This window comes from Synechococcus sp. MIT S9504 (assembly GCF_047497135.1).
Classification (GTDB): Bacteria; Cyanobacteriota; Cyanobacteriia; order PCC-6307; family Cyanobiaceae; genus Synechococcus_C.
Window position 1 is genome coordinate 221,027 of record NZ_CP138942.1, and the last position, 26,009, is coordinate 247,035.

Below are 26,009 nucleotides of genomic sequence, written 5' to 3' on the forward strand. Positions count from 1 at the left end.
CAGAGCGTTTCGGCTGGTATGGCGGACTTCTGTGGAAAACCTGATTTGGGGAGACTGTTTTGGTTGACGAATCACGGCTGTGACTCTTTCGGGTCTGGTGAAGCAGATCGCTCTCTGTAAAGGGCTCCGGTGGCTGAAGTCTCATTGGGAGAATCAGTGGGAATGCCTTCTTGGCCGCTTCTTGACGCAGGCCAGTATCTGTGGAGAACTAGTTGGCATTCGAGGCGTTTGCATGCAGTTGGCCGATCCGTTAGAGCAGGATTCAGTCTCAGATCCGCTGCTGGAGGTTGCTAATGCTTCTGCTTCAGCTTCTGCTGCTCGACAGGCGACCGCTGTTTCTTGTGAGTCAGCAGTGAGCTTTCATTCCGAGCTCCCTCAACCCTTGCAGCAAGCCATGGTTGCGTTCATTGAGCGCTGCCCGAACTGGGATCAGTACCGTCTTGTTCAGGCTGCTCTGGCTGGATTCCTGATTCAGCACGGCGTGGAGTCGAGAGAAATCACTCGCCTTTATGTGGGCAACATGTTCCGTCGAGAATCCTTGACCCAGGGCGTTTGAGTCCGGCAACTGGCCATCAGCAGCAAGGCGCTGAACGGAATACTGAGGAGCAGGCCGATGAAGGCTCCCATCAGGCCAATCAGGTTCACGCCGATGAGCAGGCCAAGCAGAGCGAGAACCTTCAGTCGATTGTTCTGAACCAGCCTTCGACTGTGCTCCATCGCCGCAAGTGGGCGATGGCCGTGATGGACCAGAAGTGGAAGGGCCAGGGTCTGACTCAACGTCCAGAGGATCAATACCAGTCCTCCCGCAAGCAGAACCACTGTGGAGATCACTCCGCTCTGCCTGGCAATCAGTGCTCCGATGATCCTGATCATGTTCAGGCCTCCGATCAGGATGACCCCTTCCAGCAGCACCAGGGATGTGGTCTGTCTAAAGATCCACCGAAGTCGTTGCCGCTCCTGCACAGGTTCGTTCTGTGCTGTGGATTGGCTTGAAGGAAGGAGCTGATCGGCCAGATGCAGCAAGGCCACGATCGGCAGAAGAGTTGTGGGGATGGTTGCAACAAAGAGCACATCGCTGAGGGCTGACTGCCACCAGCCCTCCCCTTGCTGAAGATCTTTTGAGATCAAACTCAGGCCAGTGACGGTGATCAGCATCAGAGCTGTCAGGCCCACAAAGCGCCAGGGAGCCTTACTGAAACCAATCCAGGCTCTGGGGATGATTGTTGTGAGAGGGATTCGCTCTGTCGGGCGACGGTCCCTCGCTTCACTGAATTGAGCCAAGTCGATTGAGGAGATCCTGAGCGATTCGGTCATCGACAGGAAGAATGGAGAGTCGATTACCGCGTCGAACGACGGCCAGTTCCTCCGGTTGGTAGGACTGACGTAGGTCCTCAAGACTCAAGATGTCCCGAAATCGGCCTCGATAGGCCAGACGCACGCAGTCCCAGCGTGGTGATTCCGCTTTCGACGCAGGGTCGTGATATTTCGAGGATGGATCGAACTGTGTGGGATCCACAAGTCCTGTTTCGATCACTTCCATCAGTCCAATGATCCCAGGAGGCTTGCAATTGGAGTGATAAAAGAAGGCCTGATCGCCAACGGCCATCGTGCGCATGAAATTCCGCGCCTGATAATTGCGAATACCGTCCCAGAGCGTTGTCTGCTCCTGCTCAAGATGATGAATCCCGTAAACATCGGGTTCACTTTTCATCAGCCAGTAGGCCACGCGTTTTACGAAATTTTCTCCAGACTAGTTTGATTGGCTCGCTTGGATCAGCTCACGGAAGTGATTGCCACGAGCTTCAAAATCGGTGTATTGATCGAAGCTGGCGCATGCCGGTGACAACAGCAGGCTCGCAGCTTTGTGTTGTCGGGCCAGTTCAAGAGCATGGGGAACAGCATCATCCAGGCCTCTGTGCATGGTCACGGCTCCGGGGAAGGCAGACGCTTCGATCAAGCCAAGCAGTTCTTTAGCCCCTGAACCAAAAAGCACAACGGCGCTGCTGCGCTCTTTCAGCAGCTGCAGCCAGGGCTGAGCGTCGCCCTGTTTGGTTTGACCGCCTGCAAGCAGCACCACCGGACTGGGTACGGACTGCAAACCCACGGCAGCTGCGTCGTAGTTGGTTGCCTTGCTGTCATTGAAAACGGCAATGCCCTTAACGGTTCCTAGCGATTCGAGTCGATGGGGGACCCCATCGAAGCAGCGCAATGCTGATTCAATGGTCTCCGGAGCTAATCCAGCTTCGAGAGCCGCTGCAGTGACCAGGAGCATGTTCTGCTGATTGTGCTCTCCGGGCATGGCGAGGGCATCAGCGCAGAACAGTCTTCGCTCTCCTTCGCAGACCCAGCCGTCGTCACTCACACTCAACCGAGCGCTCGAGCTGTTTGAACACTCCCTGCTGGCGCTGACCCAGTACACCCTGGTCTCTCCCCAGCTGCAGCGAGTTCGGCTGATGTCTGGGTCATCGCCATTGAGAATCGCCAGCTGGGACCGTTCAAGCAGTCCGCGCTTGATCGCTCTGTAAGCGTCTAGTGACCCATGTCGCTCCAGGTGATCAGGTGTCAGCGTCGTCCAGATCCCGATACGCGGGGCCACTTCGGTAGCCGCTTCGATCTGGTAGCTGCTCATCTCCATGACGACCCAGTCGGGCGGAGGGCTGGAGCCCTCTAAACATCCCAGGGCCAGTTCTGCGGCGGAATATCCCACATTGCCGGCCATCGGAGCCTTCAATCCGCCATGGCTGAGCACGTGGTGGAGAAGATGGGTCACGGTGGTTTTCCCATTGGTGCCAGTGATGCCAATCCATGGACGTTGCCTCAGGGTCTCCCAGGCCAGAGCCATCTCTCCCTTCACCCGAACTCCCCGCGTTCGTAATGCCTCAAGGGTTGGATGCGTCCAGGCAATTCCCGGACTGATCACCACCTGATCGAGCTCATCGAGCCATGGCTCGAAACTGGATATCTCCAGGGGTTGTCCGAGCTGGACATCAATGCCCTGCTGTCTCAGGCCGGCTGACTTTCGCCTGCAGGCATCGTTCTCAGCCTTCTCGAGAACCACCACCTCTGATCCCTGGGCCTTGAGCAGACGGGCTGCCCCGATCCCAGAGCGTCCCAGTCCGACCACGACACTCAGGGTCATGCTTTTCGTTCTCTACTCACGAGGGAAGTGGGCGATACTGGAATCGAACCAGTGACTCCTACCGTGTCAAGGTAGTGCTCTACCTCTGAGCTAATCGCCCGCATTTTCACCCTTCAGAGGATCTGCGGTGACGGTTGAGCGCTTGCCCACCGGATGCGACTGAAGCTAGCAGCTCACCGGCGCAGCATCTCCACTCTCCAGCGATCTCGTTTTGTGATTTCGAGATTCAGGACTTCCACGCTTCCCCGGTCCTGAAGCTGGAGGCGGTCGCCGATTTTCAGTTCCCGACTCGCCTGGCGGACTGGATACCAGTTGAGCCGCAGTCTTCCATCACGGATCTGACGAATCACTTTGGAGCGGGACAGTCCGAAACCCGCTGAGGCGATGGCATCGAGTCGGCAGGATGCTTCAACGCTGGTGAACCGCTTCGGCAGTCTCTGGGCTGGCCACTGCAAGCAGTCGATGCTCACTGCCTCCACGGACAGCGTTACGTCACGCACTTGTCCGGTCAGGCCGTTGAGATAGTTTGCGGCCTCCGGTGTGCAGACGGCCTGGGCTCCACGATCACCCCGAAGCCAGAGATCGCCAAGCCCATCAGGTTTCACGCCAAGGTCAATCAGCGCCTGGCGCATGTCTTGCGGTTCAGCACGGTCGAACAGGAAATTGCCCTCGAGCCTCAATCCCGAGATTGGAGCCGGCTCAGGTTGCGGTTCTTGATCGCTGCGACTGAGCTGGAGACGACAGCGTTCGGTGTCTGGTCTCCCACCGTCTCGGACCAAACGCAGTTCAGTCAGTGCCTCGAGACGGCGTGAGTCTTCCAGTTCAGGTCCGCTCAAAAAACTGCTCCAGCTCGGCTGCCAGGTGCGCAGCACCGTTTCCGCCTGCTCGATCAGGCGGTGCATTGCCTCGGGCTCAGCGAGCCCTTCGATCAACGACTCACGGGGAAGACTCACAGTTCACTCAGGCGAACCACCTGCTGAGGACGTACTTTCTGAACCAGCTGCCAGGGCACTTCCAGACCTGCTCGGGTTTCCAGCAGTAGCAACCAAAACTGCTCGTTGTGCCGATTGCGCAGAATACGGACTCCGTCCTCGTTGTCGGAGGGCACACTTGCTGCTGCGGCGTAGCTCCCCATTAACCCTGAGCCGAGTCCGAGCAGCCCGCCGATCAGTGCTTCTCCGATATCACCGAAGCGCGCAAAGGTGTCGAGTGTGGTGATTTGGGTGAAGGTGAGCCCTGCCATGAAGCCGAAGGGCATCAGCCAGCGAGACATGGATCGCTGGCGGCGGCTGCGGGCCATGTTCGGATTGAGCAGATCGACGTTCTCGATCTGCTCTGCCTTGAGGCCACCTTCAGCGTCTCCAGATTGTTTAGGAGCGACCAGCACAACCCGCATGAGGGGTGTGCCTGAATCCTGCAGGTCCTGGACCAGAGTCTCGGCAGAGGCGCGTTCTTTGAGCACCAGGACGCAGACGGGCATGGGGCGATTCGGTGCGGGCTGCCATTCTCCATGGAAGGCCAATAATTCAGCGGGAACCCTGAATTTGGAGGAGGTCAATCTCCCTGCTCAACAGTGATGTTCGGACCGATCTCTAAACTTCTAAATGGCTTTCTCTCCGCCGCTGGATGACCAAAGTTCTTGTTTCAGACCCCATTGATCAGGCTGGGATTGACATTCTTGGGCAGGTGGCTCAAGTGGACCAGCGGACAGGCCTGTCTCAGGACGAGCTCAAGTCGATCATCGGTGACTATGACGCTCTGATGATCCGCTCTGGCACTCAGGTCACCGCTGATGTGATCGAGGCTGCGGATCGTCTGCGCATCATCGGTCGGGCCGGAGTGGGGGTCGACAACGTTGACGTTCCTGCGGCCACCCAGAGAGGTGTGTTGGTCGTGAATTCGCCCGAGGGCAACACGATCGCTGCTGCAGAGCATGCGCTGGCCTTGTTGTTGTCTCTGTCCCGCCATGTGCCTCAGGCGCACGCATCGATGCGTGCCGGTTCCTGGGATCGCAAGAAATACGTGGGCAATGAGCTCTATAAAAAAGTGCTCGGGGTTGTGGGACTGGGAAAAATCGGCTCACATGTGGCCAAGGTTGCCAAAGCGATGGGCATGGAGGTGATCGCGTTCGATCCCTTCATCTCGGTTGACCGAGCTCAGCAGATGCAGGTCCGGCTTACGACCCTGGAGGATCTGTTCCGTCAGGCCGACTACATCACGCTGCATATTCCCAGAACGCCCGATACCGAGAATCTCGTGAACGCCGAGCTTCTCCGCTCGATGAAATCGACGGCCAGGATCGTGAACTGCGCTCGCGGGGGCATCGTTGATGAAGCTGCCATCGCCGAAGCCATTGACAACGGCGTGATTGCCGGGGCTGGTCTGGATGTGTTCGCATCTGAACCTCTGGGCCAGGACTCTCCACTGCGTGCAGTCGAGCGCGGGCTTGTTTTGACTCCTCACCTCGGAGCCTCCACCGAAGAAGCCCAGGAAAATGTGGCGACCGATGTGGCTGAGCAAATCCGCGATGTCCTGCTTGGACTCCCCGCCCGCAGTGCCGTCAACATCCCCGGTCTCAGCGCAGAAATCATGGAGCGTCTCAAGCCCCACCTGCAGCTCGCCGAGACCCTTGGTCTGCTGGTGAGTCAGCTGAGCGGTGGCCAGGTGCAGGAACTGGAGGTTCGTCTTCAGGGTGAGTTCGCCAATCACCCCTCTCAGCCCCTTGTGGTGGCAGCGCTCAAGGGACTGCTCACCAGCGCTCTCGGAGAACGCATCAATTATGTCAATGCCTCTCTTGAAGCCAAAGGGCGAGGAATTCATGTACTGGAGGTCAAGGACGATGCCAGCCGCGATTTCGCCGGGGGATCCCTTCAGCTCACCACCCGCGGTGGCCAGGGTGGACACAGTGTGACGGGTGCGGTGTTCGCGGATGGTGAACTGCGGGTCACGACCATCGACGAATTTCCGGTGAATGTGCCGCCGAGTCGTCACATGCTCTTTACCCGTCATCGGGATATGCCAGGAATCATCGGCCATCTCGGCTCTCTGCTGGGCGAGCACAACGTCAACATCGCCTCGATGCAGGTGGGCCGCAGGATCGTGCGCGGAGATGCCGTGATGGTTCTCAGTATTGATGACCCGATTCCACCTGCGCTTCTGGCCACCATCAACGGCATTAACGGGATTCAGGAAGCCCATCCCGTCACGCTGTGATGTGGTGGCGCTTGTCTTTGCCGGTTCAGCCTGAGCTGGAGGAATCGCTGTTCTGGAAGCTGAATGTTCTCGGTCTGCACCGGGTCGCTGTTCAGCATGCACCTGAGACACCCGATCAGCGCACCCTTCTGGCCTGGTTGCCAGCCCACGAATGGCCTGAGGATCAGCGATCTGAGCTGTTCAGCAGCCTCATGCCCCTGGCTGACACCTTCGGCCTCGCTCTGGCTCAGCCGGTGTGGGATGAACTGGCCGATGAAGACTGGAGCCTCAGCTGGAAACAGCACTGGCAGCCAGACCCTGTAGGGCAGAGTCTGCTGATCCTGCCCGCCTGGCTCGATGTGCCTGAAGAGCACGCTCACAGGCTTGTCCTGAAAATGGATCCAGGCAGTGCATTCGGAACCGGCAGCCATCCCACCACCCGTCTATGCCTGGAAGCACTTGAGCAAGAGCCTCCCTCAGGTTTGCGGGTCGCGGATTTGGGTTGCGGCAGTGGAGTGCTCGGGCTTGCGGCACTCGGGCTTGGGGCTCGCCAGGTGTTGGCCGTCGACACCGATTCCTTGGCTGTCAGAGCAACGACCGATAACTCTGTTCTGAATGGCCTCTCCGTTGATGCGCTCAGGGTCACCAAGGGGTCGGTGGACGTGCTGGCGAAGCTGCTTGATGATCAGCCTGCGGATCTCCTGCTCTGCAATATCCTGGCTCCGGTGATCGAAGCGCTTGCGCCCCACTTTGAATCTGTTCTTAGTCCTGGCGGGCGGGGTTTGCTCAGTGGCCTGCTGGTGGAACAGGCACCAAAGCTCACACAAGCGCTGGAGAGCCTGGGCTGGATGGTCGAGCCGCTTGCTGCACAAGGTCGATGGGGTTTGCTCGAGATTCGGCGCTAGCCTTGATAAGTGAGCCTTATAAATGTTTCTGTTTTGATTGGGCTTACACCGAAACAGTCGCTAAAGCGTGTGCCTTGACGCCTGGGCGATGTAGAAATGATCGGTCCGGCAGGCTCGTTTGTTACGAGCCTCTGCAAATTCACTCCATCCATGGCTTCTTACAAGGTCACCCTGGTCTCCGAAAGCGAGGGCCTCAACAAGACCATTGAGGTTCCTGACGATCAGTACATCCTCGATGCTGCTGAAGAGCAAGGCATTGACCTGCCTTATTCGTGCCGTGCGGGTGCCTGTTCCACCTGTGCCGGAAAAATCACATCTGGAACCGTTGACCAGTCTGACCAGAGCTTCCTAGATGATGATCAGATCGAAGCCGGATTTGTGCTGACCTGCGTGGCCTACCCCACCTCCGACTGCACCATCAAGACCCACGCCGAAGAAGAGCTCTACTGAACTCCGGACTCTTGATCCGAAAATCTGGAAGAAGGATCGATTGCCACCTCCACGCGGGGGTGGCTTTTTGCTGTCAGTGTGGTGTCACGTGGCTCTCCTCCTGTCGATGACCGCCGTTCCCGCTGCACCGCTGAGACCTGAAGTGGAAGGGCTGCTTGACCATGGTTCGGTTCACACCAGTGCTGGAGGCCAGTACAGCTTTCGGGTGATCGGGCCCTGCTGCCGCCTGTATGACCGCGAAGAACTTCCCTGGCCCTGTTGTCGCTTGGCTTGGCGCAGTAAGGAACCAAGTTGGCGACGTGTCGGTCGTCGCTTTGTCGCTGATCTCGGGTCGCGTCGTTGCCCGTCCTATTCAGTTGAACTGCTTCAACCTGGATCCAGACCTACGAACACAGTGCTTACGCTCTTCCCGATGCGCTTCACCGCTGAAATGCAGGAGTGGTGGTACAGCCGTCGGCCCAGATCATTCGATCCGAGCAATCTTGCGCCCTGAAGGGAAAGCTCGACGACTGGGCCATTAGCTCACTGGATCGATCCGGCATTCACCAGATCGTCCCCTGTTGCTCAGAAATAGATTTTGCCGCCGCCCCATTCCTGGCCAAGAACCTTCGGAGCCACGAGGATATAGGCCGACATCAACTGCAGATCTTCATCGGTGAGATCTCGCATCGCTGGATACAGATCACGGCTGCGCATGCTGGGGTGAAGATCGGCAATGCTGTACTCGCCGTCATAGGAGGTGGGATCCTGCATGTAGTCCACCAGCGCGGCGATATTGTCGCGCGACGGTGTGGCCAGTGCCAGGGTTTCCGGGTCGAGACCAACGTTGTGGTTGGTTTTGGTGATGCCGCCGGCATGGCAGGTGCCGCAGCTGGTGTTGAACACTTTTCGACCCGCTTTGACCTGCTGTTCGCTGAAGGTCACCGCTGTGCCTTCAGGGTCGGAAGGCACGGTGAGTGTCTCCGTATCCCAGAGGGCGGCATGAACGGGTGAGCTGATCGACAAGACAGCCAGCACCGGCAGGACGATCAGCAGTCGAATCAGCGACTTTCGCAGGTTGAAGAGAAGAGGAACCATGAAGGATGCCAGAGACTGATGGATACAGCGCACCAAGCTCTTGTATCACGCTGAGGTATCAAAGTGACGCCGTTCAGGGTGCACCGATCACGAACTGTTGCAGCATGCGGTCCTTGATGAAGCGGTCACCTCGAGGCAGAGGAAGTCCTTCGCCAGGATCGTGTTCGGGAAAATCGCTCTGGCTTCCGCAAGCAGATCGTCTGCAGTCACAGCGTTGCCAGGTGCATAACGGGGGCTGAGATGGGTGAGGACAAGTTGTCCGACACCCGCTTCAGCTGCGGTCTGGGCCGCCATCGTGCTTGTGGAGTGCTGTCGCTGAAAGGCCATGTCGGCCTCGGCGTGGGAAAAGGTGGATTCGTGAATGAGCAGGTCTGCACCCTTGGCCAAGGCCACGGCTGCTTCGCAGAACACAGTGTCCGTGCAATAGATGAGACTCGCCCCGGCTTGTTCTGGCCCGCTGAGCGTTTTGCCGTCAATTCGCCGTCCATCTTCAAGGGTGACCGTTTCGCCTCGCTTGAGAGAGGCATAGACAGGTCCGGGGGGGATCGCCATCTCCCGAGCCTTGTTGATGTCGAAGCGACCCGGCTTCGGCTTTTCCTCAACGCGATAGGCATAGGCAGGAACTCGATGGTGCAGTGGTGTGGCCCGCACGGTCAGATCTGCATCTTCAAAAACGATGCGACCTGCTTCAGCGGCACTGCGGACTTTGTGCACCTTGAGTGGATAGCCGATTCTTGTTGAGCTGGTTCGCAGCACCCCCTCCAGATAGCTTTCGAGGGGATCAGGGCCATACAGATCCACACCACCACTGCTGCCGCTCAGCCCGAGGCTGGCCAGCAGGCCTGGAAGACCGAAAACGTGGTCACCATGCATGTGCGTGATGAAAATCCTGCGCAGCTGGGACAGCCTCAGATCACTGCGCAGGAACTGGTGCTGGGTTCCTTCTCCACAATCGAAAAGCCACAGTTCCGAACGCTGAGTCAGTCGCACGGCCACCGCTGAAACGTTGCGGGCTCGGGTTGGGACTCCAGAACTGGTGCCGAGAAAGGTGACCTGCACGGCATGGTGGGCTCAATGGTCAATCTGCCATGAAGGCCTGGCTGCAGTCCGCAGGGCGGGGCACACTGAGCAACCATTGGCCTGATGAGTGGTTCTGCACATTTCCATCGGTCGTGCTGCTGCTGGAGCAGCCCTGACGCTGCCACTGGCTGTGATTGCCCTGGCCGCTGAAGCCAGGACTGCGGTCACTGCCCAGGAGCCGCAGATGCGTGTTTTGGTGGCAGAAGGCTCGGAGTTGATCCTGCGCTCCGATGGCGATCAGCCCCTGCTCGTGCATGGCATCGCCCGTCACGAACGCCGCCTGGAGCGTCTGCAGGTTCGCTTGCGGAGGGGGCGCCTGACTCTTGCGGATGGCAGTGCAGATGGCCTCGCCTCGATTCGGATCAGCACGACTGACCCCCGTGGGATCTGGCTCGGGCGCCGGCGCTATCGCGGAGATCTGGTGCTCCTGGTCCGCAACGGCAGGATCCAGGCGATTAATCAGCTGGGCATTGAGACCTATCTCCCCAGTGTCGTTGGCAGTGAGATGCCTGCCAAGTGGCCGCTGGCAGCCTTGCAGGCCCAGGCCGTCGCTGCCCGGACCTACGCCCTTCGCCAACGGGGACGCAAGCCGGATTTCGATGTGAAGGCCACGGTGAGCAGCCAGGTTTACAAAGGCATCGAATCGGAGACTCCAAGTACCCGCAGCGCGGTCGCCACAACCCGCTCTCTTGTTCTGGTGCATAACGGCCGCTTGATCAATGCTGTTTTTCACAGCAGTTCCGGGGGGTCTACTGAGCCCAGCGGAGAGGTCTGGCAAAACCAGCTGCCCTATCTCGTGAGCGTTCAAGATCATGACCAGCACAGTCCTGTGCATCGCTGGAACCAACGTTTCGATGAAGGCGATCTGCGCCGCCGCTTTGAAGAGACCGGTGGAGTGGAGCGGTTGAGTGTGCTCAGCACCAGCTCAACCGGCAGGGTCCGTTCAGCTCGGATTCAAGGCCCGCTTGGGTCCCTCGTACTCACAGGTCGTCAACTGCGTCAGCGTCTGGGCTTGAAGAGCACGATGGTGCGTTTCTCTTTGCTGCAGGCAGAGCTGGAAGATGCTGGCGAGTCCATTGATCCCGCCGATCATGGATCGGAGTCAGCGCCGCAGCTGATCGGACTCTGGCGTGATTCCGCCAGCGGTACTGGCGGAGCGGCTGATCCGGCTTCACCAGCGCCCGTCATAACAGCGGCTCCCTTGCCCCCACCCCCGCCCAGAGCGGGCTTGACCGCATCGATTCGCGCCGGAAGCATTCCAGTGACTTCCCTCGGCACGATTGTGCTGGAAGCAGCAGGCCAGGGTTATGGCCACGGAGTGGGCATGAGCCAGTGGGGAGCCCACGGACTGGCCAGTCAGGGCGCTGATTTCCGTGAAATTCTCCATCACTACTACCGCGGGGCAACGATCAGGCCGTACCGACCGGCTGATGACCCATCAGTGGCATTCAGCACCGGTTCGGAGCCAGCCTTGATGGGTTGACCTGCCGCGATCGTTGCGTGCCCCAGTTTCTGTCCAAACTTGCGCTGCATCGCCGCCCGGAGCCGCTCGCGCTGATGGAGGCAATCGTGGATCACGTGGCGGCCCATCTCGCCCAGGCCCTTGAAGGGGAGCGCTTCAAGCCGCTGGGAATGGCGACGGGAAGGACCATGGAACCGTTCTACGAGGCTTTGATTCAGCGTCTGGTGGCATGGCCAATACCACAGCTCGAACAATTGAAACGCTGCTGGCTGAGTTTCAACCTTGATGAATACGTGGGCTTGTCGTCCGGAGATAACCGCAGCTTCGCCGCCTATATGGATGCCCAACTGGGTTGTCATCTCGATCTCTCTCCCTGCCAGTTGCAGCTGCCGGATGGAACGGCCAAGGATCCAGCCGAAGAGGCCCAACGCTATGGATCTGCGTTGCAGAAGGCAGGCGGTATCGGTCTTCAGCTGCTGGGTCTTGGTGGCAATGGTCACGTGGGTTTCAACGAGCCACCGTCACAACCCAGCAGTCGCTGCCGTGTCGTGACGTTGCAGCGAGCCACGCGGATTCAGAATGCCAGTGCTTTCGGCGGAAGCCCCGATAGGGTCCCTGAGCAGGCCATCACCCTTGGTCTTGATGAGATTCTTGCTGCTGAGGAGATCCATCTGATCGTTACCGGAGCCGCCAAAGCAGAGATTCTGCGGACAGCTTTGCTGGACCCCTGCAGTGCCGAAGTACCTGCCAGTTGGCTGCAGCGCCATTCAAGAGTGCATGTCTGGGTGGATGATGCGGCCTGTGCTCACCTGCCGCTGTTGTCTTGAACAGCTGGCAGTTCTGGATTGACCGTGGAGGCACTTTCACCGATCTGGTGGCACGCAATCCATCCGGCCAGTTGTTGGTGCGCAAAGTGCTTTCTGAACAGCCGGATGTTCCCGGGGATCCGGCTGTTGCCGCCATGCGCGAGTTGATGCAGCTCACTCCCGAGCAGCGGATTGATCCTGGATTGATCGAGGAACTGCGGCTGGGCACCACCGTTGCCACCAATGCACTGCTTGAGGGGGCGGGAGAGCCTGTGCTGCTGGTCACCAATCGCGGCCTGGCTGACCTGTTGCTGATCGGTGACCAGCACCGTCAGGACCTCTTTGCTCTGGCCATTGCCAAACCACCAACGTTGCTGGCCGCCGTTGAAGAGGTTCCCGGTCGCCTGGATGCGGATGGACGGGAGTTGGAAGCACTGCTGCTCGAGGACGAGTTCATGCAGAGGCTTGAGCGTCATCACCAGAACGGCATCCGCTGTTGCGCCATTGCGCTGATGCATGCATGGCGTGATCCCATACATGAAAAGGCGCTGGCGCAGCTAGTTCGTAGCGCTGGGTTCAGAACGGTGGTCTGTTCCCATGAGGCCAGCCCACTGCCGCGCCTGGTTCCAAGAGGACAAACCACGGTGGTGGAGGCTGCCGTCAGGCCTGTGCTTTCCGCCTACCTGGATCAGGTTCAAGCTGCTTTGGGTGATCAGGCCCGATTGAGGGTGATGACCTCCAGTGGAGCTCTGCAACATCCAGATTCACTGCTCGCCAAAGACACAATCCTTTCGGGCCCTGCCGGCGGCATGATCGGAGCTGTTGCCGCCGCTCAACAAGCGGGCCTTGGAGCCTCGGCCCTCGTGGGTGTCGATATGGGGGGCACGAGCACGGATGTGTTCTGTCTGCCTTCGGGCGCGGCTGACCGGGAGTGGGAACGCAATGCTGAAACCGAGATTGCCGGATATCAGCTCACAGCGTCGCGGCTGCCGATCCATACCGTGGCGGCAGGAGGGGGATCGATCATCAGTGCTCATGGTGGTCGCCTGACGGTGGGTCCACGCTCGGCTGGAGCTGAACCAGGGCCTGCCTGCTATCGCCGAGGTGGCCCTCTGGCCATCACGGATGCCCATCTGCTGCTGGGCCGACTGCAGGTAGATGCCTTCCCGGCAGTTTTCGGACCTGATCGCGATCAGCCTCCTGATCTACAGGCGACCCGTCAACAGTTTCAGGCGCTTTCCTCTCAACTGGGCCAGGCCCCCGAGCAGCTGGCCGAAGGTGCTCTTGACCTCGCTGTCGAGGCGATGGCCGGAGCGATCCGCCATGTCTCCCTCTTCCGTGGCCATGACATCCGTGGAGGAGTGCTGGTTGCTTATGGCGGTGCTGCAGGGCAGCTGGCCTGTCGACTGGCCGAGTCTCTAGGTCTCAGGCAGGTGCTGCTCCACCCTCTGGCTGGGGTGCTCTCGGCCTATGGCCTTGGCCAGGCCCGTCAGCGCCAGCTGCATCAGCGTTCCATCCGTCGTCCACTTGACGCGACATTGCTGACTCAGTTGCCGGCCATGGTTAGGTCTGACCTGAGCACAGCACTCGTGGGACTGCAGCAGCTCTCCGCTGGGTCTTCGGCAGCAGCGGAGCGTCAGATCAGGATCGAGCTGCGCGATGCCTCTGGCGAACAAGGTCTGATGCTCTCACTGGCATCAGGTGTTGAAGACCTGGATCTGCATCAACTTGAAACCTGGTTTGACCAGGCTCATCGGCTTCGGTTTGGCTACACGCCGCCGCGCACGGCCCCTCTGATCGCCGAACGCCTCGAGGTGGAGGTGCTTGATGCGAGGGCGGAGAGCTCCCTTCAATCCAATGCTGAAGGCCATGGCACCGAAGCCCACTCATCAGTGAGGGTTCAGCGGGCTCAGGTTCATTGGAGAGAGCAGGGCTGGTGTGATGTGCCTGTGCTGGAGCGCTGGCAGTTGAAGTGCGATCAGCAGCTGTCGGGGCCCGCGCTCATCCTGGACCCCACGGCGAGCATCGTTCTGGAGCCAGGGTGGAAGGCCCGGCTGCTGGATGACGACAGTGTGCTGCTCGAGGGGACATCCAGGGCTGCCTCTTCGAGGTCTTATGCCGGGACGGATGCCAGTGGAGCGACTGACGAGCAGGACAAGGTCCCGGATCCTGTGGATCTCAGCCTCTTCCATCACCGTTTCATGCAAATTGCTGAGCGCATGGGAGAACGGCTGCGTCAGACCAGTCGATCCGTGAACATGAGGGAGCGGCTGGATTTTTCCTGTGCGCTGTTCGATTCGCAAGGGGCGCTCGTGGCCAATGCGCCTCACATCCCTGTGCACCTGGGTTCGATGAGTGATGCGGTCGTGGATCTGCTGGAGCAGATCCAACGCGGTGAGAGGCCTGCGCTGGCGGCCGGAGACACCGTGATCAGCAACGATCCATTCCACGGTGGCACCCACTTGCCTGATATCACGGCGATCACACCTTGTTTTGTGGAGGGAGATCACGATCCCTTCGCCTTTGTGGCCTGTCGCGGGCACCACGCCGATGTGGGTGGTCTGACACCAGGTTCGATGCCGCCCTTCAGCTCCAGCATTGAGGAGGAAGGTCTGCTGGTGCGCAACCACTGGTTGTCCGCCAGGGGAACGCCGGATCGGCAAGGTTGGAATCAGTTTTTGCAGGGGCTCAGCTCACCCCCAAGAGACCCCGAACTTCTCTGGGCAGATCTTCAGGCCCAGGCAGCGGCCAATCATCTGGGCACTGAATTGTTCGATCAGCTGCTCCAGCTGGAGGGCTGCCAGCGTGTTCGGCGCTATCTGCAGCATGTTCAGGACCATGCTGCAGCCACTGTTCGGCGCCTGATCGACCGTTTTCAGGACAGCACCTTCGAGGTTGATCTCGACAACGGTGCAAGGCTCAAGCTGGCCTTGAAGGTCGATCGGAAACGGCAAGAGGCTTTGCTCAATTTCTGTGGGACCAGTCCCCAGGGCAAGCACAATTTTCACGCTCCACTGGCGGTGACCAAGGCTGCCGTCCTTTATGTGATTCGCTGTCTGGTTGAGGAGCCGATTCCCCTCAATGCCGGATGTTTCCAGCCGTTGACCCTGATCGTCCCGGAGGGCTCCCTACTCAACCCCAGCTCGCCGGCTGCAGTCGTCGGCGGCAATGTGGAAACATCGCAGGCGCTCTGCAATCTGCTGTTTGCTTCTCTCGGGGTGATGGCCGCGGCCCAGGGCACGATGAACAACCTCACCTTCGGTGACGGGCGCAGGCAGTATTACGAGACCATCGCCGGTGGCGGAGGAGCAGGCCAGGGCTTCGCTGGATCAAGCGGAGTGCAGACGCATATGACCAACTCCAGGCTCACCGACCCTGAGATTCTCGAGCAGAGATTTCCAGTGAGGCTTGAACGCTTCGGCTTCCGTCGAGGTAGCGGCGGAGTCGGTCGTTGGCCTGGAGGCGACGGGTTGGAGAGGGAGTTCCGCTTTCTGGAACCAATGACGGCAGCGCTCTTGTCTGGTTCCAGGATTGTTGCCCCTTTCGGCCTGGCCGGGGGAGAACCGGGCGCAGCGGGAACGGCGCTGCTGACCCGGGCCGATGGAACGGTGCAGGAGCTGGATGGTTGCGTGCAGCTTCAGGTCAATCCAGGGGATCGACTGCTGATCGGCACTCCCGGTGGTGGTGGCTTTGAGCCACTTATGCGGTCAGGTCATCGCTGAGTTTGAGGTTCGCGCTGACACTGCAGATGTCGTCGAGTTCCTCTAAGGCGTCCAGCAACTTCAGACACTGTTGGGTGCTCTCTTCGTTGTCCGGTCTCACCTGGGTAAGGGGGTGCCAGAAGTGACCCCATTCCGAGACCCCCCAGCCTTGATCGCGCAGTCCTTTCTGCAGGGATTCGAGCGCTTCGAAGGGACCATGCACCAGGGCTTCCTCGGGACTTCTGAGCTGATAACCATCGGCCTCCAGATTGAGCAGGCATTCCAGCAGTGCCTCCTCATTGATCGCCGGGCTCCTGAGGCTCACTTCACTGCGGTGCTGGAAGAGATAGCTCACGCATCCGCTTTCGCCGAGGTTGCCGCCGTGTTTGCTGAAGGCCAGCCGTACAGCGGCTGCGGTGCGGTTGCGGTTGTCGCTCAGTGCTTCCACCAGAACAGCCACTCCTCCGGGGCCATAACCCTCGTAGCGGATTGATTCAAGCTGTTCCGTGTCACCAGCCTTTCCGGAGCCTTTGGCGATGGCTCTTTCGATGTTGCTTGCTGGTACTCCAGCGGCCTTGGCCTTAACAATCGCCGTGCGCAGTTGGAAATTGCCATCAGGGTCACTGCCCTGGCGTGCAGCCACGCTGATTTCGCGTCCGATCCTGGTGAATACAGCTCCTCGCTTGGCATCCACCACGGCCTTGGTGCGTTTGATCTGGGACCATTTGCTGTGGCCTGCCATCGGATGCTTCGGCGTCCGTTTGCTTACTGCAAAGTACTGAGCTTGCAGCATCACCCCCGCGCTTCAAACACCACCTTCGGTTTCAGACCATCCTCTGCATCGGGAACACCGAGGCCGAGCATGCGCCCTCCGTCACTGAGAACGACCACAGCATCAGCCGCGCCGCTGATGCCGGGGGTGATCCGGCGCCCACAGCTCCAGTCCAGTTGTTCGCTGGCACTGAGCAGGCGCTTCGGCAGATGAGGCAAGGCCAGCTCGGGGCGCATCAAGGTCATTTCCCCCTGGCCGACCTCGTCCGGCGCGGCAGGCAGAGCCACCGCTTGGTGGTCATGGAAGCCGAGGGCCTGGGTTCGCCGCAGGCTGGCCAGACAACCTCCACATCCGAGTGCTGCACCCAGATCTCTGGCAAGTGAACGGATGTAGGTGCCGGCTGAGCAATGCACCTCCACGCTCAAACGGGCTTGCGCTGCATTCCACCCCAGCAGTCGCAGTTGATGAATGGTCACAGGCCGTGCCGCAAGCTCCATCTGCTCGCCGCGACGGGCCCTGGCGTAAGCACGCTCACCATCCACGTGCACGGCTGAGACCTGAGGGGGCTGTTGGCTAATCGCGCCGAGGAACCGACTCAGTGCCTGGTCCAGCGTTTCTGAGCTCAGATCTGGGACTGATTGTCTGGACAGTTCATCCCCCTGCAGGTCGTCGGTGTTGGTGGTGATCCCCAGCTGGATCACGCCTCGATAGGTTTTCTCACCAGGCAGGTAAGGCAACAACCTCGTCGCCTGTCCCACTGCGATCGGCAGGACACCGGTCACCGCGGGATCCAGAGTGCCGCCATGACCAACTCTGCGGATGCCCAGCACTCGCCTGATGCGAGCGACGCAAGTGTGGGAGGTGATTCCAGCCGGCTTGTCGATCACGGCGAAGCCGATGGGCGCAGTCAATGTGCAAGCCATGTCCAGCTGTCGACTGTGGCACCCTGCCTTTGGCACCAGTGGGCTCGCACGTAGGTTTGCCCGATCGCGTCCTGATGGTCCATGCAGTCACTCAATGCCTCCGCTGGTGTGGACATTCAGGAGTTTCTCGACAGCGGCTTCTCAGTGAAGGAGCATCTCGCGTCTTACCTATCGCTCTCAGCAGCGGAAGTCGCCGAGCGACTGCCTCAGAGCACTGAGGATCTGGCAGCGATGCATCCGGGAGCTTTCGATCCTGAGCGAGCGGCTGATTTCTATGAGGACACGGTTGGCACGGGCCATCTGTTCGAATTGGCAGCCTGGCATCTCAGCAGTGCCGACTACATCGCAGACACTCTGCGGCTGCAGAAGCTGTTTGCTCATGGCGATGTGCTCGATTTCGGAGGCGGTATTGGAACGCATGCTCTGGCTGCAGCGGGTCTGGAGAGCGTTCGGCATGTCTGGTTTGTGGATCTCAATCCTCAGAACCGTGGATTTGTCCAGGACCGTGCTAATCGTCTGGGACTTGAGAAGCGTGTGAGTGTCCACCGCGATCTCGACAGTCTTCCCCGTCGGCGTTTCGACACGGTGGTGTGTCTTGATGTGCTTGAGCACCTTCCTGATCCCTCGAGGCAGTTGATGGAGTTTCACCAACGCCTCAATCCCGGCGGTCGGGCTCTACTCAACTGGTATTTCTTCAAGGGGCACGACGGTGAGTACCCCTTTCACTTCGATGACCCGCGGCTGGTGGAAGACTTTTTTCGCTGCTTGCAGAGCCGCTTCCTGGAGTTGTTTCATCCACTGCTGATCACAACCAGGGTCTACCGTCCGATTGAGGACAGCTGAGCTGAACGATCGATGGCCCAGATCTCAGGACAGGGTCGCTGGCTGATTCGTCTGATTGTGGTTAAGAAGCTCCTCCTGGCCGGAGTTCTCCTTGCGATCAGCCTGGCCGCTGTGTTTGGGGATGTTCACTATGCCGAGCTGTCGGATTTCGCCGAAACCTGGGGGAAGGCGGACCGTCAATTTCTTTCTTCGCTGGCAGTGAAGGGAACTCTTTTGGGCCCGACACGTCTGATGCGTCTGGCTTTTGTTTCGGGGCTCTATGCCGCCTTGATCCTTGTGGCGGCCTGGGCCACATGGGTGGGTCGCCGCTGGGGCGAGTGGTTACTTGTCGGAGTCCTCGGCCTCGCTCTGCCTCTGGAACTCGTCGATGCCTTGCATGAACAAAGCCCCAGAACATGGATTGTTCTGGGGCTCACCGTGATTGGCCTTGTGTTGACAACCCGTATGGCACTGAGCTCAGAGCGGCGTCCTTGATCAGGAGACGTCGTGCTGGTCAAACAGCAGCTGTGATGTTGATGCGCTTGCGATTGCGCAGTCCGCGTCGGATCGTCTCGAACTTCACCACGCCATCAGTCAGTGCAAAGAGAGTGTCGTCCTTGCCGTGACCAACATTAACTCCGGGCAGAACTGAAGTGCCGCGCTGACGGATCAGGATGGAGCCTGCGGTGACGGATTCTCCGCCGTAAGCCTTCACTCCGAGACGCTTGGAATTGGAATCGCGGCCGTTACGGGTTGAACCTGTGCCTTTCTTATGAGCCATGGGGAGGGATGGAAGAGGAGGGAGAACGTTGGTTGAGATTGATCCGGATGATCAGCTGATGGGTTTGCCACCGACGGAAATCGACTGAACCATGACTCTGGTCATCTCCTGACGATGACCATTCTTGCGACGGGTCTTCTTTTTGGGGCGCATTTTGTAAACGATCACCTTGGGGCCGCGGCGGTGCGCCATCACCTTCAGCTCCACACTGGCGTCCTTCACATAAGGCTTGCCAAGAGTTGTGCCCTTGGAATCCTTCACGAGGAGAACGTTGTCGAGAGTTACGGTCGCGTCGACCTCAGCGTTCAGTCGGTCGAGATCGTAGTAACGATTGGCCTGCAGCCAGAACTGCTGACCGGATGCCTCGACGATCGCGTAGGTGCCTGTTTCTTGAGCTGCAGAGGTTGTTGAGCTGGATTCGGCCATGTGCTGAGGGACGCGGTCAGGCTCGGACAAGCCGATTTGGCCTGAGCCGCAATCGAAAGACAAACAAAGATCCTCGGTCTTCTTAGCCCCTTTCGTCAAGATTCAGCTCAGGATCCTGTCGCGGTGATGGCTCGTCCGGCACTTACGATCGCTTTGCTGCTCAAGACGAGAGATCTCGTTGAGATCTGCTGCCAATGGCTGCCGGTGAATCGCTATTCACCCGTTGATCTCGGTGCCGTCGAGTCGGGTCAGGGTGTTGTTGAACTGCTCTCCCGCCAGCGTGAAGCGGTGGATGCCGTCGTGATTGAGCAGTGCCTGCTGGATGACAAGACCCGTGAAGCTCTCGGCAGTGAGGGTTTGTTGTTCCCCGCTGTGGTGGTGGGTGAGTTGATGGGGCGTGTGGATTACCACCCTGAAGAGGTCCATCTGCCTGGAGATCAGCTAGAGCAGCTGGGCTACAACGTTGATGCCTCCATTCCTCGCTTCCTGCGCCAGGGGCAGAAGGATGCCAGACCCGAAGACGGCGCTGAACAGAACGCCATGCCTTCCATGGATGGCAGTGCATGGAAGCTGTCTAGTCGCCTGCAGGAGCGACTCGGGTATCTGGGCGTTTTCTACAAGCGAGACCCCTCTCGCTTTCTGGCCAACCTCCCTCCTGATGAGCAGCGGGACCTCGTTCAGTCACTTCAGCGCACCTATCGGGATCTGTTGATCAGCTACTTCAGGGATCCGGCTGCGGCTAACCAGGCACTGGAGAGTTTCGTGAACACAGCCTTCTTCGGGGATCTGCCGATCACCCGAGCTGTGGAGATCCACATGAATCTCATTGACGACTTCTGGAAGCAGCTCAGACTTGAAGGGCATAAAAACGATTTTCTTCAGGACTATCGCCTCGCTCTGCTCGATGTCATGGCTCACCTCTGCGAGATGTATCGACGTTCGATACCTGCTGAGGTCTCCCTGACACCCGCGGCCGGGGAACGTCGCGTTCTCACCGATCCGGAGGTGGCCCCATGAGCCCACGCAAGACTTACATCCTCAAGCTCTACGTGGCCGGCAACACGCCGAACTCCATGAGGGCGCTCAAGACTCTGCGCAACATCCTCGAGACGGAGTTCAAAGGCGTCTACGCCCTAAAGGTGATCGATGTGCTCAAAAATCCGCAGCTGGCGGAGGAGGACAAGATCCTCGCTACACCAACTCTCTCAAAAATCCTCCCCCCTCCGGTGCGTCGGATCATCGGCGATCTGTCCGACCGTGAGCGGGTGCTGATCGGACTGGACCTCCTCTACGACGAACTCACCGACAACAGTCTCACTTCATCGTTGATGGATGCGTTGGAAGAGGTGGAGTCAGCCGAATCAGATTCTTAAGCCTGCCCGTGCACCAGCAGGTGATGACTCGTTTTTTCCTTACCTTGCAGCCATAAGAGCGTCGTTATGCAGATTTCCAGCTCCAGTGGTTCTCCACAGATGCAGGTTCAGAAGCTTCCGACTGGGATCGAGGGTTTTGATGACGTCTGTCAGGGAGGCCTTCCCATCGGTCGCAGCACGCTGATCAGCGGTACCTCCGGTACCGGCAAAACAGTTTTTTCACTGCATTTTCTGCACAACGGCGTCGCCCACTTCGACGAACCGGGAATTTTTGTCACCTTCGAAGAATCGCCTCTCGACATCCTCCGCAATGCCGCCAGCTTCGGATGGAATCTGCAGGAAATGGTCGAACAGGACAAGCTGTTCATCCTTGATGCATCCCCCGATCCCGATGGTCAGGATGTGGCCGGAAGTTTCGACTTGTCCGGTCTGATCGAGCGGATCAATTACGCCATTCGCAAATACAAGGCGAAACGGGTGGCGATCGATTCAATTACTGCGGTATTTCAGCAGTACGACGCTGTGTTCGTTGTCCGTCGCGAGATCTTCCGGCTGATTGCTCGTCTCAAGGAAATCGGTGTCACCACCGTGATGACCACGGAGCGCATCGACGAATACGGTCCGATTGCTCGCTACGGCGTTGAAGAGTTCGTTTCCGACAATGTGGTGATCCTGCGCAATGTGCTGGAGGGCGAACGCCGGCGGCGCACCGTGGAGATTCTCAAGCTGCGCGGTACCACGCACATGAAGGGAGAATTTCCATTCACGATGGGTGCGCATGGGATCAGCATCTTTCCGCTCGGTGCCATGCAACTCACTCAGCGGTCTTCGAATGTGCGCATCAGTTCGGGCGTTCCCCGACTCGATGAGATGTGCGGCGGTGGTTTCTTCAAAGACTCGATCATCCTGGCCACCGGAGCCACGGGTACTGGCAAGACGCTGCTTGTCTCGAATTTCATCGAGGATGCTTGCCGCAACAAAGAACGCGCCATCCTGTTTGCCTACGAGGAATCGCGAGCCCAGCTGCTCCGCAACGGCACCAGCTGGGGTATTGATTTCGAACAGATGGAGCAGGACGGACTGCTCAAGATCATCTGCGCCTATCCGGAATCGACTGGCCTCGAGGATCACCTGCAGATCATCAAGACGGAGATCAGTCAGTTCAAGCCTTCACGGATGGCGATTGACTCCTTGTCCGCCCTGGCGCGCGGTGTCAGCCACAACGCCTTCCGTCAATTCGTGATCGGTGTGACCGGCTATGCGAAACAGGAAGAAATCGCCGGTTTCTTCACGAACACCTCAGAGGAGTTCATGGGCAGCCATTCGATCACTGATTCCCATATCTCCACCATCACCGACACGATTTTGCTGTTGCAGTACGTGGAGATCCGTGGAGAGATGGCCCGCGCCGTCAATGTCTTCAAGATGCGTGGTTCTTGGCACGACAAGGGCATCCGTGAGTTCGTGATCACCGGTAATGGTCCGCAGATCAAGGATTCCTTCTCCAACTTTGAGCGGATCATCTCCGGGGTGCCCAATCGGGTCAGCAGTGATGAGCGCAGTGAGCTTTCGCGCATTGCCCGCGGTGTATCCCCCGACGCCTGATCAGCTCTCCGTATTTGGCGTCAAAGCCAGGCGTTCATCTTCACTCTGTCGCTCAGCTCTCCACCGCAATTCCTCCGGATCTTCCTGAGCCAGCGGGAGCTCAAACCAGAACGTCGTACCCACGTCGGGCTCGCTCGCCATTGAGATCATGCTGCCGTGTTTTTCAAGGATGCCTCGCACGATCGACAGGCCAAGCCCCGTCCCCACCTCGGTGTGAACAGCATTCTCAACCCGGTAAAAGCGCTCAAAGATGCGTTGCTGGCTTTCCTCACTGATGCCATAGCCGGTGTCACACACCTCCACCCGGATCTTCGGCAATGGCGAACTCAGGATGCAGGTGGGCCCTTCGTTGCTGTCGCTGTCCGGTTCTGATGGCACCATCTGGCAGCTGTCGGGCCACGTGTAGGCCCTGATCATCAGACGACCGCCGCTGCGGCTGAACTTCAGCGCATTGCCGACCAGATTGTCGAGCACCTGCAGGATTAGGTCCCAGTTGCCCAGAACGTCGGGAAGGTCGCGGTCGGCTTCGAGGCTCAGCTCAACCTGCTTGTCGCTGGCGTTCAGCTGGTAGCTGCGCAGGGTCTGCTCCAGTCCGGGGCGCAGATCAACGGCAGAGAATTGAACGACTCGATTGGATTCCAGTCTTGAAAGATCGAGAACGTCGTTCACCAGGCGGGTGAGGCGATCTGTTTCCGAGTTGGCAACGCCCAGAAATTCCTTTCGATCCTCTTCGCTGAGCTGGTCTCCCATGTCATGGAGAGTCTCCACGTAACTCTTGATGTTGAACAAGGGTGTGCGCAGTTCGTGGGAGACGTTGCTGATGAAACGGCTCTGAGCCGCATTCAGCTCCACTTCCCGGGTGAGGTCCTGGATGGTGACGGCGATCCCCTTGAGGGTGTCGCCGCTTGGCTCGCGAACGGCCTGGATCACGAAACGCAGGGTTCTCGGTGGATCACCGACACTGCTGCGCAACTCATTGGTGTCCGTTTGCTTGGAGAACACGGCATCGAGAGGCTCATGCAGTTCAACGGACAGCAGTTCCGGCAGCTCGTTGAGAAAGTCCTGGCCTTCGAGATTGCGACCTTCCCAGCGAAACAGGCGTCGTGCCGTCGGGTTGACAAGCACGATGCGTCCATCACCGTCGAGCAGAACCGCACCGTCGGCCATGGTGGCGATCAGCGAAGCCTGTTTGACCTGGGCTGCCTGGAGTTCTTCGATATTGGCAGCGTCATAGTCCTGCAGCTGTGAAGCCATGGCATTGAAGCCATCCAACAGTTCTCCCAATTCGCCACCCATCGGCAGGCCGATGCGAGCACGGAAGTCACCATCGCCAATGGATCGAACCCCTCTCAGCAGCTCCTTGACCGGACGGGTGATGGTCAGTGCGTTGAAAACAGCGCCCAGAATCACCAGAACCCAGATGGAGATGAACACCGCCACCGTGACCTCACGGGTGAGGGCTGCGCTGGCCAGTGCGGTTTCATTGGGGTTCACACCCAGAGCCAATACCCCCAGGTAGTTGTTGTTCTCCACCAACGGCACGAACACATCCGTGACCTGACCCTGGGGAGTCATGTGCTGGCGGACCAGCGGATTCTGGGTGCGGTTGCGCAGTTCATCCGGCAGTTCCAGACGCCGGCTCAGGCGCAGATCCTCGTTGCTGGCGTCGTCACTGCCGCTGACGGGTATCCCCAGGTAGACAATGCCATCCGGATCAGCGAAAAAGATGTAGCGCAGACTTCTGCTCGAACGCCAGAAGGTCTCTGTGACGTTGGCGAGTTCGCGGTCCCGTCCTTCCGCCACCAGCTCGCTGACATTCCCGGCCAGCAGAAGGCCCAGATCCCTGGCATAACGGGTGTCATTCATTGCCGTGTCGCGCTGAATGCCGTTCAGCGCGAAGAAGGTGATGCCCGTCATCATTAGGCTCACCACAAGGGTTGCCACGGCCAGCAGTTTGGTCTGAAGGCTGAATTCGGCCCACCAGGAGCGAGCCTGCGGCCACAAACCTCTTGCGGTTGTTTCCTCAGCTCCGGCGCTTGGAGTTGCCCATTCCGCCGGGGCCTCTTTTTGAGCCGTGGCTGGATCGCTGGCCATTCCGCCGGAGCACATCAACCGAGACTAGGACCGGCGCACCTGATGACCGATGTCGCGGCGGAACTGCATCCCGTTGAAACGCACCAATTCGAGGCCTGCATAGGCGCTGGCGAAGGCCTGATCAAAGTCCGCCGCTTGGGCGACCTGGGTCAGAACTCTTCCTCCGGCAGTCTTCACCGTGCCATCGGCCTGACGACGTGTGCCGGCATGAAACAGTTGCCGTTGCCTGTCGGGATCCGACTGCAGCTGGATCACATCCCCTTTGCGTGGAGTCTCGGGATAGCCCTCAGCGGCGGCGACAACACAAGCGCTGCACATGCTGGCAATCGACAGTTCGGGTGCCAGATCTAAACACCCGAGGGCGCAGGCCTGCAGAACCGTTGCCAGTTCTGGACCCATCAAGGGCATCAGGGTCTGGCATTCAGGATCACCGAAGCGACAGTTGAATTCGATCACCTGTGGACCTTCCGGGGTCAGCATGAGGCCGGCATAGATCACGCCTCTGTACTGGATTCCCTGATCCCTCAGTGCTTGCAGGGTGGGTTCGAGCACAAGCTGCTGAACCCGCTGGAGTCCGGCTTCATCGAGCAACGGAGCGGGTGCATAGGCGCCCATGCCCCCGGTATTCGGTCCCCTGTCGCCCTCGAGCAGCCTTTTGTGGTCTTGGGCTGGCGGCAGCAGCACCATGCGCTCGCCATCGCATAAGGCGAAAACAGACACTTCAGGACCTTGCAGGCGTTCCTCCAGAACCAGCCGATCGCCTGCGGAGCCGAAGCGTCCGGCAAAGGCGTCACGGATCGCCGCTGCGGTCTCTTCGTATGTTTCGGCGACGGTGACTCCCTTGCCGGCAGCCAGGCCATCGGCTTTCACCACCAGTGGCCGTTGAAGCTGTTCCAGCAGCTCAAGCCCTTCGCTGACGCTGGCGACGGTCCAGTGGCCAGCGGTGGGGATTCCAGCTTCCCGCATCAAAGCCTTGGCCCAGGCCTTGCTCGCCTCAAGCTGGGCTCCATCGGCGCTGGGGCCAAACACGGCCAGTCCTGCATCGCGCAAACGGTCGGCTACCCCAGCGGCAAGGGGGGCTTCTGGTCCGATCACAACGAGATCGATTGCTTGCTCCAGGCAGGCTTTGACCAGGCCCTCGGCATCCTGTTCCCCAATCCCCAGCGACTTGCAGTCGTCGAGGTCGACGGTCCCTCCGTTTCCCGGAGTGACCCATACAGCTTTCACTCCTGGGCAGCGGCGTAAGGCCCAGGCCAGAGCCTGTTCACGGCCACCACCGCCCACCACGAGCAGATGTCGGAGCGCTGGGAGGGCCTGAGGACGGGAGCTGGAATGGGCCATGGAGGCAAGCGTTTCGGGCGGAGGCCCTTAGGTTTGAACGTCGCTCCGCTGTTGTTGATG

Annotated in this window: 26 protein-coding genes and 1 tRNA gene; 13 read left to right on the forward strand and 14 right to left on the reverse strand. The window is 59.2% G+C overall.

Going from position 1 to position 26,009, the window contains the following annotated elements; all coding sequences use genetic code 11:
• Nucleotides 1-232: 232 nt before the first annotated feature.
• Nucleotides 233-556, forward strand: coding sequence for a DUF2811 domain-containing protein (locus tag SIB58_RS01140; protein ID WP_082823367.1), 324 nt, complete (start codon nucleotides 233-235; stop codon nucleotides 554-556).
• Here SIB58_RS01140 and SIB58_RS01145 read toward each other — a convergent pair.
• From SIB58_RS01145 to SIB58_RS01170, 6 genes are all read right to left on the reverse strand, one after another.
• Nucleotides 508-1,314: a hypothetical protein gene (locus SIB58_RS01145; protein WP_231857174.1), complete on the reverse strand. Its 807-nt coding sequence runs from the start codon at nucleotides 1,312-1,314 to the stop codon at nucleotides 508-510. The genes SIB58_RS01140 and SIB58_RS01145 overlap by 49 nt on opposite strands.
• Nucleotides 1,265-1,711, reverse strand: coding sequence for an EVE domain-containing protein (locus SIB58_RS01150; protein WP_066911281.1), 447 nt, complete (start codon nucleotides 1,709-1,711; stop codon nucleotides 1,265-1,267). The genes SIB58_RS01145 and SIB58_RS01150 overlap by 50 nt, the downstream gene beginning before the upstream one ends.
• Before the next feature lie 39 nt (nucleotides 1,712-1,750).
• Entirely contained in the window at nucleotides 1,751-3,139 is a 1,389-nt protein-coding gene (gene murD, locus SIB58_RS01155; protein ID WP_066911190.1) for a UDP-N-acetylmuramoyl-L-alanine--D-glutamate ligase, read from the reverse strand.
• A 28-nt stretch (nucleotides 3,140-3,167) separates the two neighbouring features.
• A tRNA-Val gene (locus tag SIB58_RS01160) sits at nucleotides 3,168-3,239 on the reverse strand.
• A 73-nt stretch (nucleotides 3,240-3,312) separates the two neighbouring features.
• On the reverse strand, nucleotides 3,313-4,092 hold the full coding sequence (locus SIB58_RS01165; protein WP_066911194.1) for a photosystem II S4 domain protein: 780 nt from the start codon (nucleotides 4,090-4,092) through the stop codon (nucleotides 3,313-3,315).
• On the reverse strand, nucleotides 4,089-4,619 hold the full coding sequence (locus tag SIB58_RS01170) for a hypothetical protein (RefSeq protein ID WP_066911284.1): 531 nt from the start codon (nucleotides 4,617-4,619) through the stop codon (nucleotides 4,089-4,091). The genes SIB58_RS01165 and SIB58_RS01170 overlap by 4 nt, the downstream gene beginning before the upstream one ends.
• A 146-nt stretch (nucleotides 4,620-4,765) precedes the next feature.
• Here SIB58_RS01170 and serA point away from each other — a divergent pair, with 146 nt between their 5' ends.
• From serA to SIB58_RS01190, 4 genes are all read left to right on the forward strand, one after another.
• On the forward strand, nucleotides 4,766-6,352 hold the full coding sequence (gene serA / locus SIB58_RS01175; protein WP_066911197.1) for a phosphoglycerate dehydrogenase: 1,587 nt from the start codon (nucleotides 4,766-4,768) through the stop codon (nucleotides 6,350-6,352).
• Complete coding sequence (gene prmA, locus SIB58_RS01180; protein WP_066911200.1) at nucleotides 6,352-7,236, forward strand: 50S ribosomal protein L11 methyltransferase; 885 nt, start codon at nucleotides 6,352-6,354, stop codon at nucleotides 7,234-7,236. Before serA ends, prmA begins: the two co-directional genes overlap by 1 nt.
• 150 nt (nucleotides 7,237-7,386) lie before the next feature.
• Complete coding sequence (locus SIB58_RS01185) at nucleotides 7,387-7,686, forward strand: ferredoxin (RefSeq protein WP_066911287.1); 300 nt, start codon at nucleotides 7,387-7,389, stop codon at nucleotides 7,684-7,686.
• A gap of 106 nt (nucleotides 7,687-7,792) precedes the next feature.
• Nucleotides 7,793-8,179: a hypothetical protein gene (locus SIB58_RS01190; protein ID WP_066911290.1), complete on the forward strand. Its 387-nt coding sequence runs from the start codon at nucleotides 7,793-7,795 to the stop codon at nucleotides 8,177-8,179.
• Nucleotides 8,180-8,250: 71 nt separating this feature from the next.
• Here SIB58_RS01190 and psbV read toward each other — a convergent pair whose 3' ends face one another.
• The gene (gene psbV, locus SIB58_RS01195) at nucleotides 8,251-8,763 is read right to left on the reverse strand and encodes a photosystem II cytochrome c-550 (protein ID WP_066911293.1); all 513 of its coding nucleotides are present in this window, start codon (nucleotides 8,761-8,763) and stop codon (nucleotides 8,251-8,253) included.
• Between the two features lie 87 nt (nucleotides 8,764-8,850).
• Nucleotides 8,851-9,822: a ribonuclease Z gene (gene rnz / locus SIB58_RS01200; RefSeq protein ID WP_066911203.1), complete on the reverse strand. Its 972-nt coding sequence runs from the start codon at nucleotides 9,820-9,822 to the stop codon at nucleotides 8,851-8,853.
• Between the two features lie 88 nt (nucleotides 9,823-9,910).
• Here rnz and SIB58_RS01205 point away from each other — a divergent pair, with 88 nt between their 5' ends.
• From SIB58_RS01205 to SIB58_RS01215, 3 genes are read left to right on the forward strand one after another with little or no spacing between them, the layout of a single operon-like run.
• Nucleotides 9,911-11,326, forward strand: a complete 1,416-nt coding sequence (locus SIB58_RS01205) for a SpoIID/LytB domain-containing protein (RefSeq protein ID WP_231857175.1) — start codon at nucleotides 9,911-9,913, stop codon at nucleotides 11,324-11,326.
• Nucleotides 11,323-12,132 carry a glucosamine-6-phosphate deaminase gene (locus SIB58_RS01210; RefSeq protein ID WP_067326516.1) on the forward strand — a complete coding sequence of 270 codons (810 nt, stop codon included), beginning with the start codon at nucleotides 11,323-11,325 and terminating at the stop codon, nucleotides 12,130-12,132. The genes SIB58_RS01205 and SIB58_RS01210 overlap by 4 nt, the downstream gene beginning before the upstream one ends.
• Nucleotides 12,129-15,833 (forward strand): hydantoinase B/oxoprolinase family protein, encoded by a 3,705-nt coding sequence (locus tag SIB58_RS01215; protein WP_066911209.1) that lies wholly within the window; start codon nucleotides 12,129-12,131, stop codon nucleotides 15,831-15,833. The genes SIB58_RS01210 and SIB58_RS01215 overlap by 4 nt, the downstream gene beginning before the upstream one ends.
• On the opposite strand, the gene SIB58_RS01220 is transcribed toward SIB58_RS01215, so the two are convergent.
• Complete coding sequence (locus SIB58_RS01220; RefSeq protein ID WP_066911299.1) at nucleotides 15,811-16,554, reverse strand: YebC/PmpR family DNA-binding transcriptional regulator; 744 nt, start codon at nucleotides 16,552-16,554, stop codon at nucleotides 15,811-15,813. The genes SIB58_RS01215 and SIB58_RS01220 overlap by 23 nt on opposite strands.
• Nucleotides 16,555-16,604: 50 nt before the next feature.
• Entirely contained in the window at nucleotides 16,605-17,507 is a 903-nt protein-coding gene (gene truB, locus SIB58_RS01225; RefSeq protein WP_066911301.1) for a tRNA pseudouridine(55) synthase TruB, read from the reverse strand.
• Nucleotides 17,508-17,588: 81 nt separating this feature from the next.
• Here truB and SIB58_RS01230 point away from each other — a divergent pair, with 81 nt between their 5' ends.
• The gene (locus tag SIB58_RS01230) at nucleotides 17,589-18,350 is read left to right on the forward strand and encodes a class I SAM-dependent methyltransferase (RefSeq protein ID WP_066911212.1); all 762 of its coding nucleotides are present in this window, start codon (nucleotides 17,589-17,591) and stop codon (nucleotides 18,348-18,350) included.
• Nucleotides 18,351-18,362: 12 nt separating this feature from the next.
• Nucleotides 18,363-18,824, forward strand: coding sequence for a DUF2127 domain-containing protein (locus SIB58_RS01235; RefSeq protein ID WP_066911215.1), 462 nt, complete (start codon nucleotides 18,363-18,365; stop codon nucleotides 18,822-18,824).
• Nucleotides 18,825-18,843: 19 nt separating this feature from the next.
• On the opposite strand, the gene rpmA is transcribed toward SIB58_RS01235, so the two are convergent.
• Together rpmA and rplU are read right to left on the reverse strand one after the other, a co-directional pair.
• A complete protein-coding gene (gene rpmA, locus SIB58_RS01240; protein WP_066911218.1) occupies nucleotides 18,844-19,110 on the reverse strand; it encodes a 50S ribosomal protein L27 in 267 nt (88 codons plus the stop codon).
• Between the two features lie 51 nt (nucleotides 19,111-19,161).
• On the reverse strand, nucleotides 19,162-19,536 hold the full coding sequence (gene rplU, locus SIB58_RS01245; protein WP_066911221.1) for a 50S ribosomal protein L21: 375 nt from the start codon (nucleotides 19,534-19,536) through the stop codon (nucleotides 19,162-19,164).
• Nucleotides 19,537-19,662: 126 nt separating this feature from the next.
• Here rplU and SIB58_RS01250 point away from each other — a divergent pair, with 126 nt between their 5' ends.
• The 3 genes from SIB58_RS01250 (at nucleotide 19,663) to kaiC (ending at nucleotide 22,514) form a co-directional block, all read left to right on the forward strand.
• Nucleotides 19,663-20,553 (forward strand): circadian clock protein KaiA, encoded by an 891-nt coding sequence (locus tag SIB58_RS01250; RefSeq protein ID WP_067326519.1) that lies wholly within the window; start codon nucleotides 19,663-19,665, stop codon nucleotides 20,551-20,553.
• Entirely contained in the window at nucleotides 20,550-20,909 is a 360-nt protein-coding gene (gene kaiB, locus SIB58_RS01255; protein WP_066911227.1) for a circadian clock protein KaiB, read from the forward strand. Before SIB58_RS01250 ends, kaiB begins: the two co-directional genes overlap by 4 nt.
• Nucleotides 20,910-20,975: 66 nt before the next feature.
• Nucleotides 20,976-22,514: a circadian clock protein KaiC gene (gene kaiC, locus SIB58_RS01260; protein WP_066911230.1), complete on the forward strand. Its 1,539-nt coding sequence runs from the start codon at nucleotides 20,976-20,978 to the stop codon at nucleotides 22,512-22,514.
• On the opposite strand, the gene SIB58_RS01265 is transcribed toward kaiC, so the two are convergent.
• Complete coding sequence (locus tag SIB58_RS01265; RefSeq protein WP_066911233.1) at nucleotides 22,515-24,608, reverse strand: ATP-binding protein; 2,094 nt, start codon at nucleotides 24,606-24,608, stop codon at nucleotides 22,515-22,517.
• A 24-nt stretch (nucleotides 24,609-24,632) separates the two neighbouring features.
• The gene (gene purD / locus SIB58_RS01270) at nucleotides 24,633-25,949 is read right to left on the reverse strand and encodes a phosphoribosylamine--glycine ligase (protein ID WP_066911236.1); all 1,317 of its coding nucleotides are present in this window, start codon (nucleotides 25,947-25,949) and stop codon (nucleotides 24,633-24,635) included.
• Between the last annotated feature and the right edge of the window lie 60 nt (nucleotides 25,950-26,009).

Coding starts and splice junctions, on each gene's coding strand:
- rpmA (WP_066911218.1), bottom strand. CDS start 19,110: ATGGCTCATAAGAAAGGCACAGGTTCAACCCGTAACGGCCGCGATTCC.
- SIB58_RS01170 (WP_066911284.1), bottom strand. CDS start 4,619: ATGCCCGTCTGCGTCCTGGTGCTCAAAGAACGCGCCTCTGCCGAGACT.
- kaiC (WP_066911230.1), top strand. CDS start 20,976: ATGCAGATTTCCAGCTCCAGTGGTTCTCCACAGATGCAGGTTCAGAAG.
- serA (WP_066911197.1), top strand. CDS start 4,766: ATGACCAAAGTTCTTGTTTCAGACCCCATTGATCAGGCTGGGATTGAC.
- prmA (WP_066911200.1), top strand. CDS start 6,352: ATGTGGTGGCGCTTGTCTTTGCCGGTTCAGCCTGAGCTGGAGGAATCG.
- SIB58_RS01265 (WP_066911233.1), bottom strand. CDS start 24,608: ATGGCCAGCGATCCAGCCACGGCTCAAAAAGAGGCCCCGGCGGAATGG.
- SIB58_RS01190 (WP_066911290.1), top strand. CDS start 7,793: ATGACCGCCGTTCCCGCTGCACCGCTGAGACCTGAAGTGGAAGGGCTG.
- SIB58_RS01185 (WP_066911287.1), top strand. CDS start 7,387: ATGGCTTCTTACAAGGTCACCCTGGTCTCCGAAAGCGAGGGCCTCAAC.
- SIB58_RS01220 (WP_066911299.1), bottom strand. CDS start 16,554: ATGGCAGGCCACAGCAAATGGTCCCAGATCAAACGCACCAAGGCCGTG.
- purD (WP_066911236.1), bottom strand. CDS start 25,949: ATGGCCCATTCCAGCTCCCGTCCTCAGGCCCTCCCAGCGCTCCGACAT.
- SIB58_RS01250 (WP_067326519.1), top strand. CDS start 19,663: ATGGCTCGTCCGGCACTTACGATCGCTTTGCTGCTCAAGACGAGAGAT.
- rplU (WP_066911221.1), bottom strand. CDS start 19,536: ATGGCCGAATCCAGCTCAACAACCTCTGCAGCTCAAGAAACAGGCACC.
- SIB58_RS01230 (WP_066911212.1), top strand. CDS start 17,589: ATGCAGTCACTCAATGCCTCCGCTGGTGTGGACATTCAGGAGTTTCTC.
- SIB58_RS01235 (WP_066911215.1), top strand. CDS start 18,363: ATGGCCCAGATCTCAGGACAGGGTCGCTGGCTGATTCGTCTGATTGTG.
- psbV (WP_066911293.1), bottom strand. CDS start 8,763: ATGGTTCCTCTTCTCTTCAACCTGCGAAAGTCGCTGATTCGACTGCTG.
- kaiB (WP_066911227.1), top strand. CDS start 20,550: ATGAGCCCACGCAAGACTTACATCCTCAAGCTCTACGTGGCCGGCAAC.
- murD (WP_066911190.1), bottom strand. CDS start 3,139: ATGACCCTGAGTGTCGTGGTCGGACTGGGACGCTCTGGGATCGGGGCA.
- truB (WP_066911301.1), bottom strand. CDS start 17,507: ATGGCTTGCACATTGACTGCGCCCATCGGCTTCGCCGTGATCGACAAG.
- SIB58_RS01150 (WP_066911281.1), bottom strand. CDS start 1,711: ATGAAAAGTGAACCCGATGTTTACGGGATTCATCATCTTGAGCAGGAG.
- SIB58_RS01145 (WP_231857174.1), bottom strand. CDS start 1,314: ATGACCGAATCGCTCAGGATCTCCTCAATCGACTTGGCTCAATTCAGT.
- SIB58_RS01140 (WP_082823367.1), top strand. CDS start 233: ATGCAGTTGGCCGATCCGTTAGAGCAGGATTCAGTCTCAGATCCGCTG.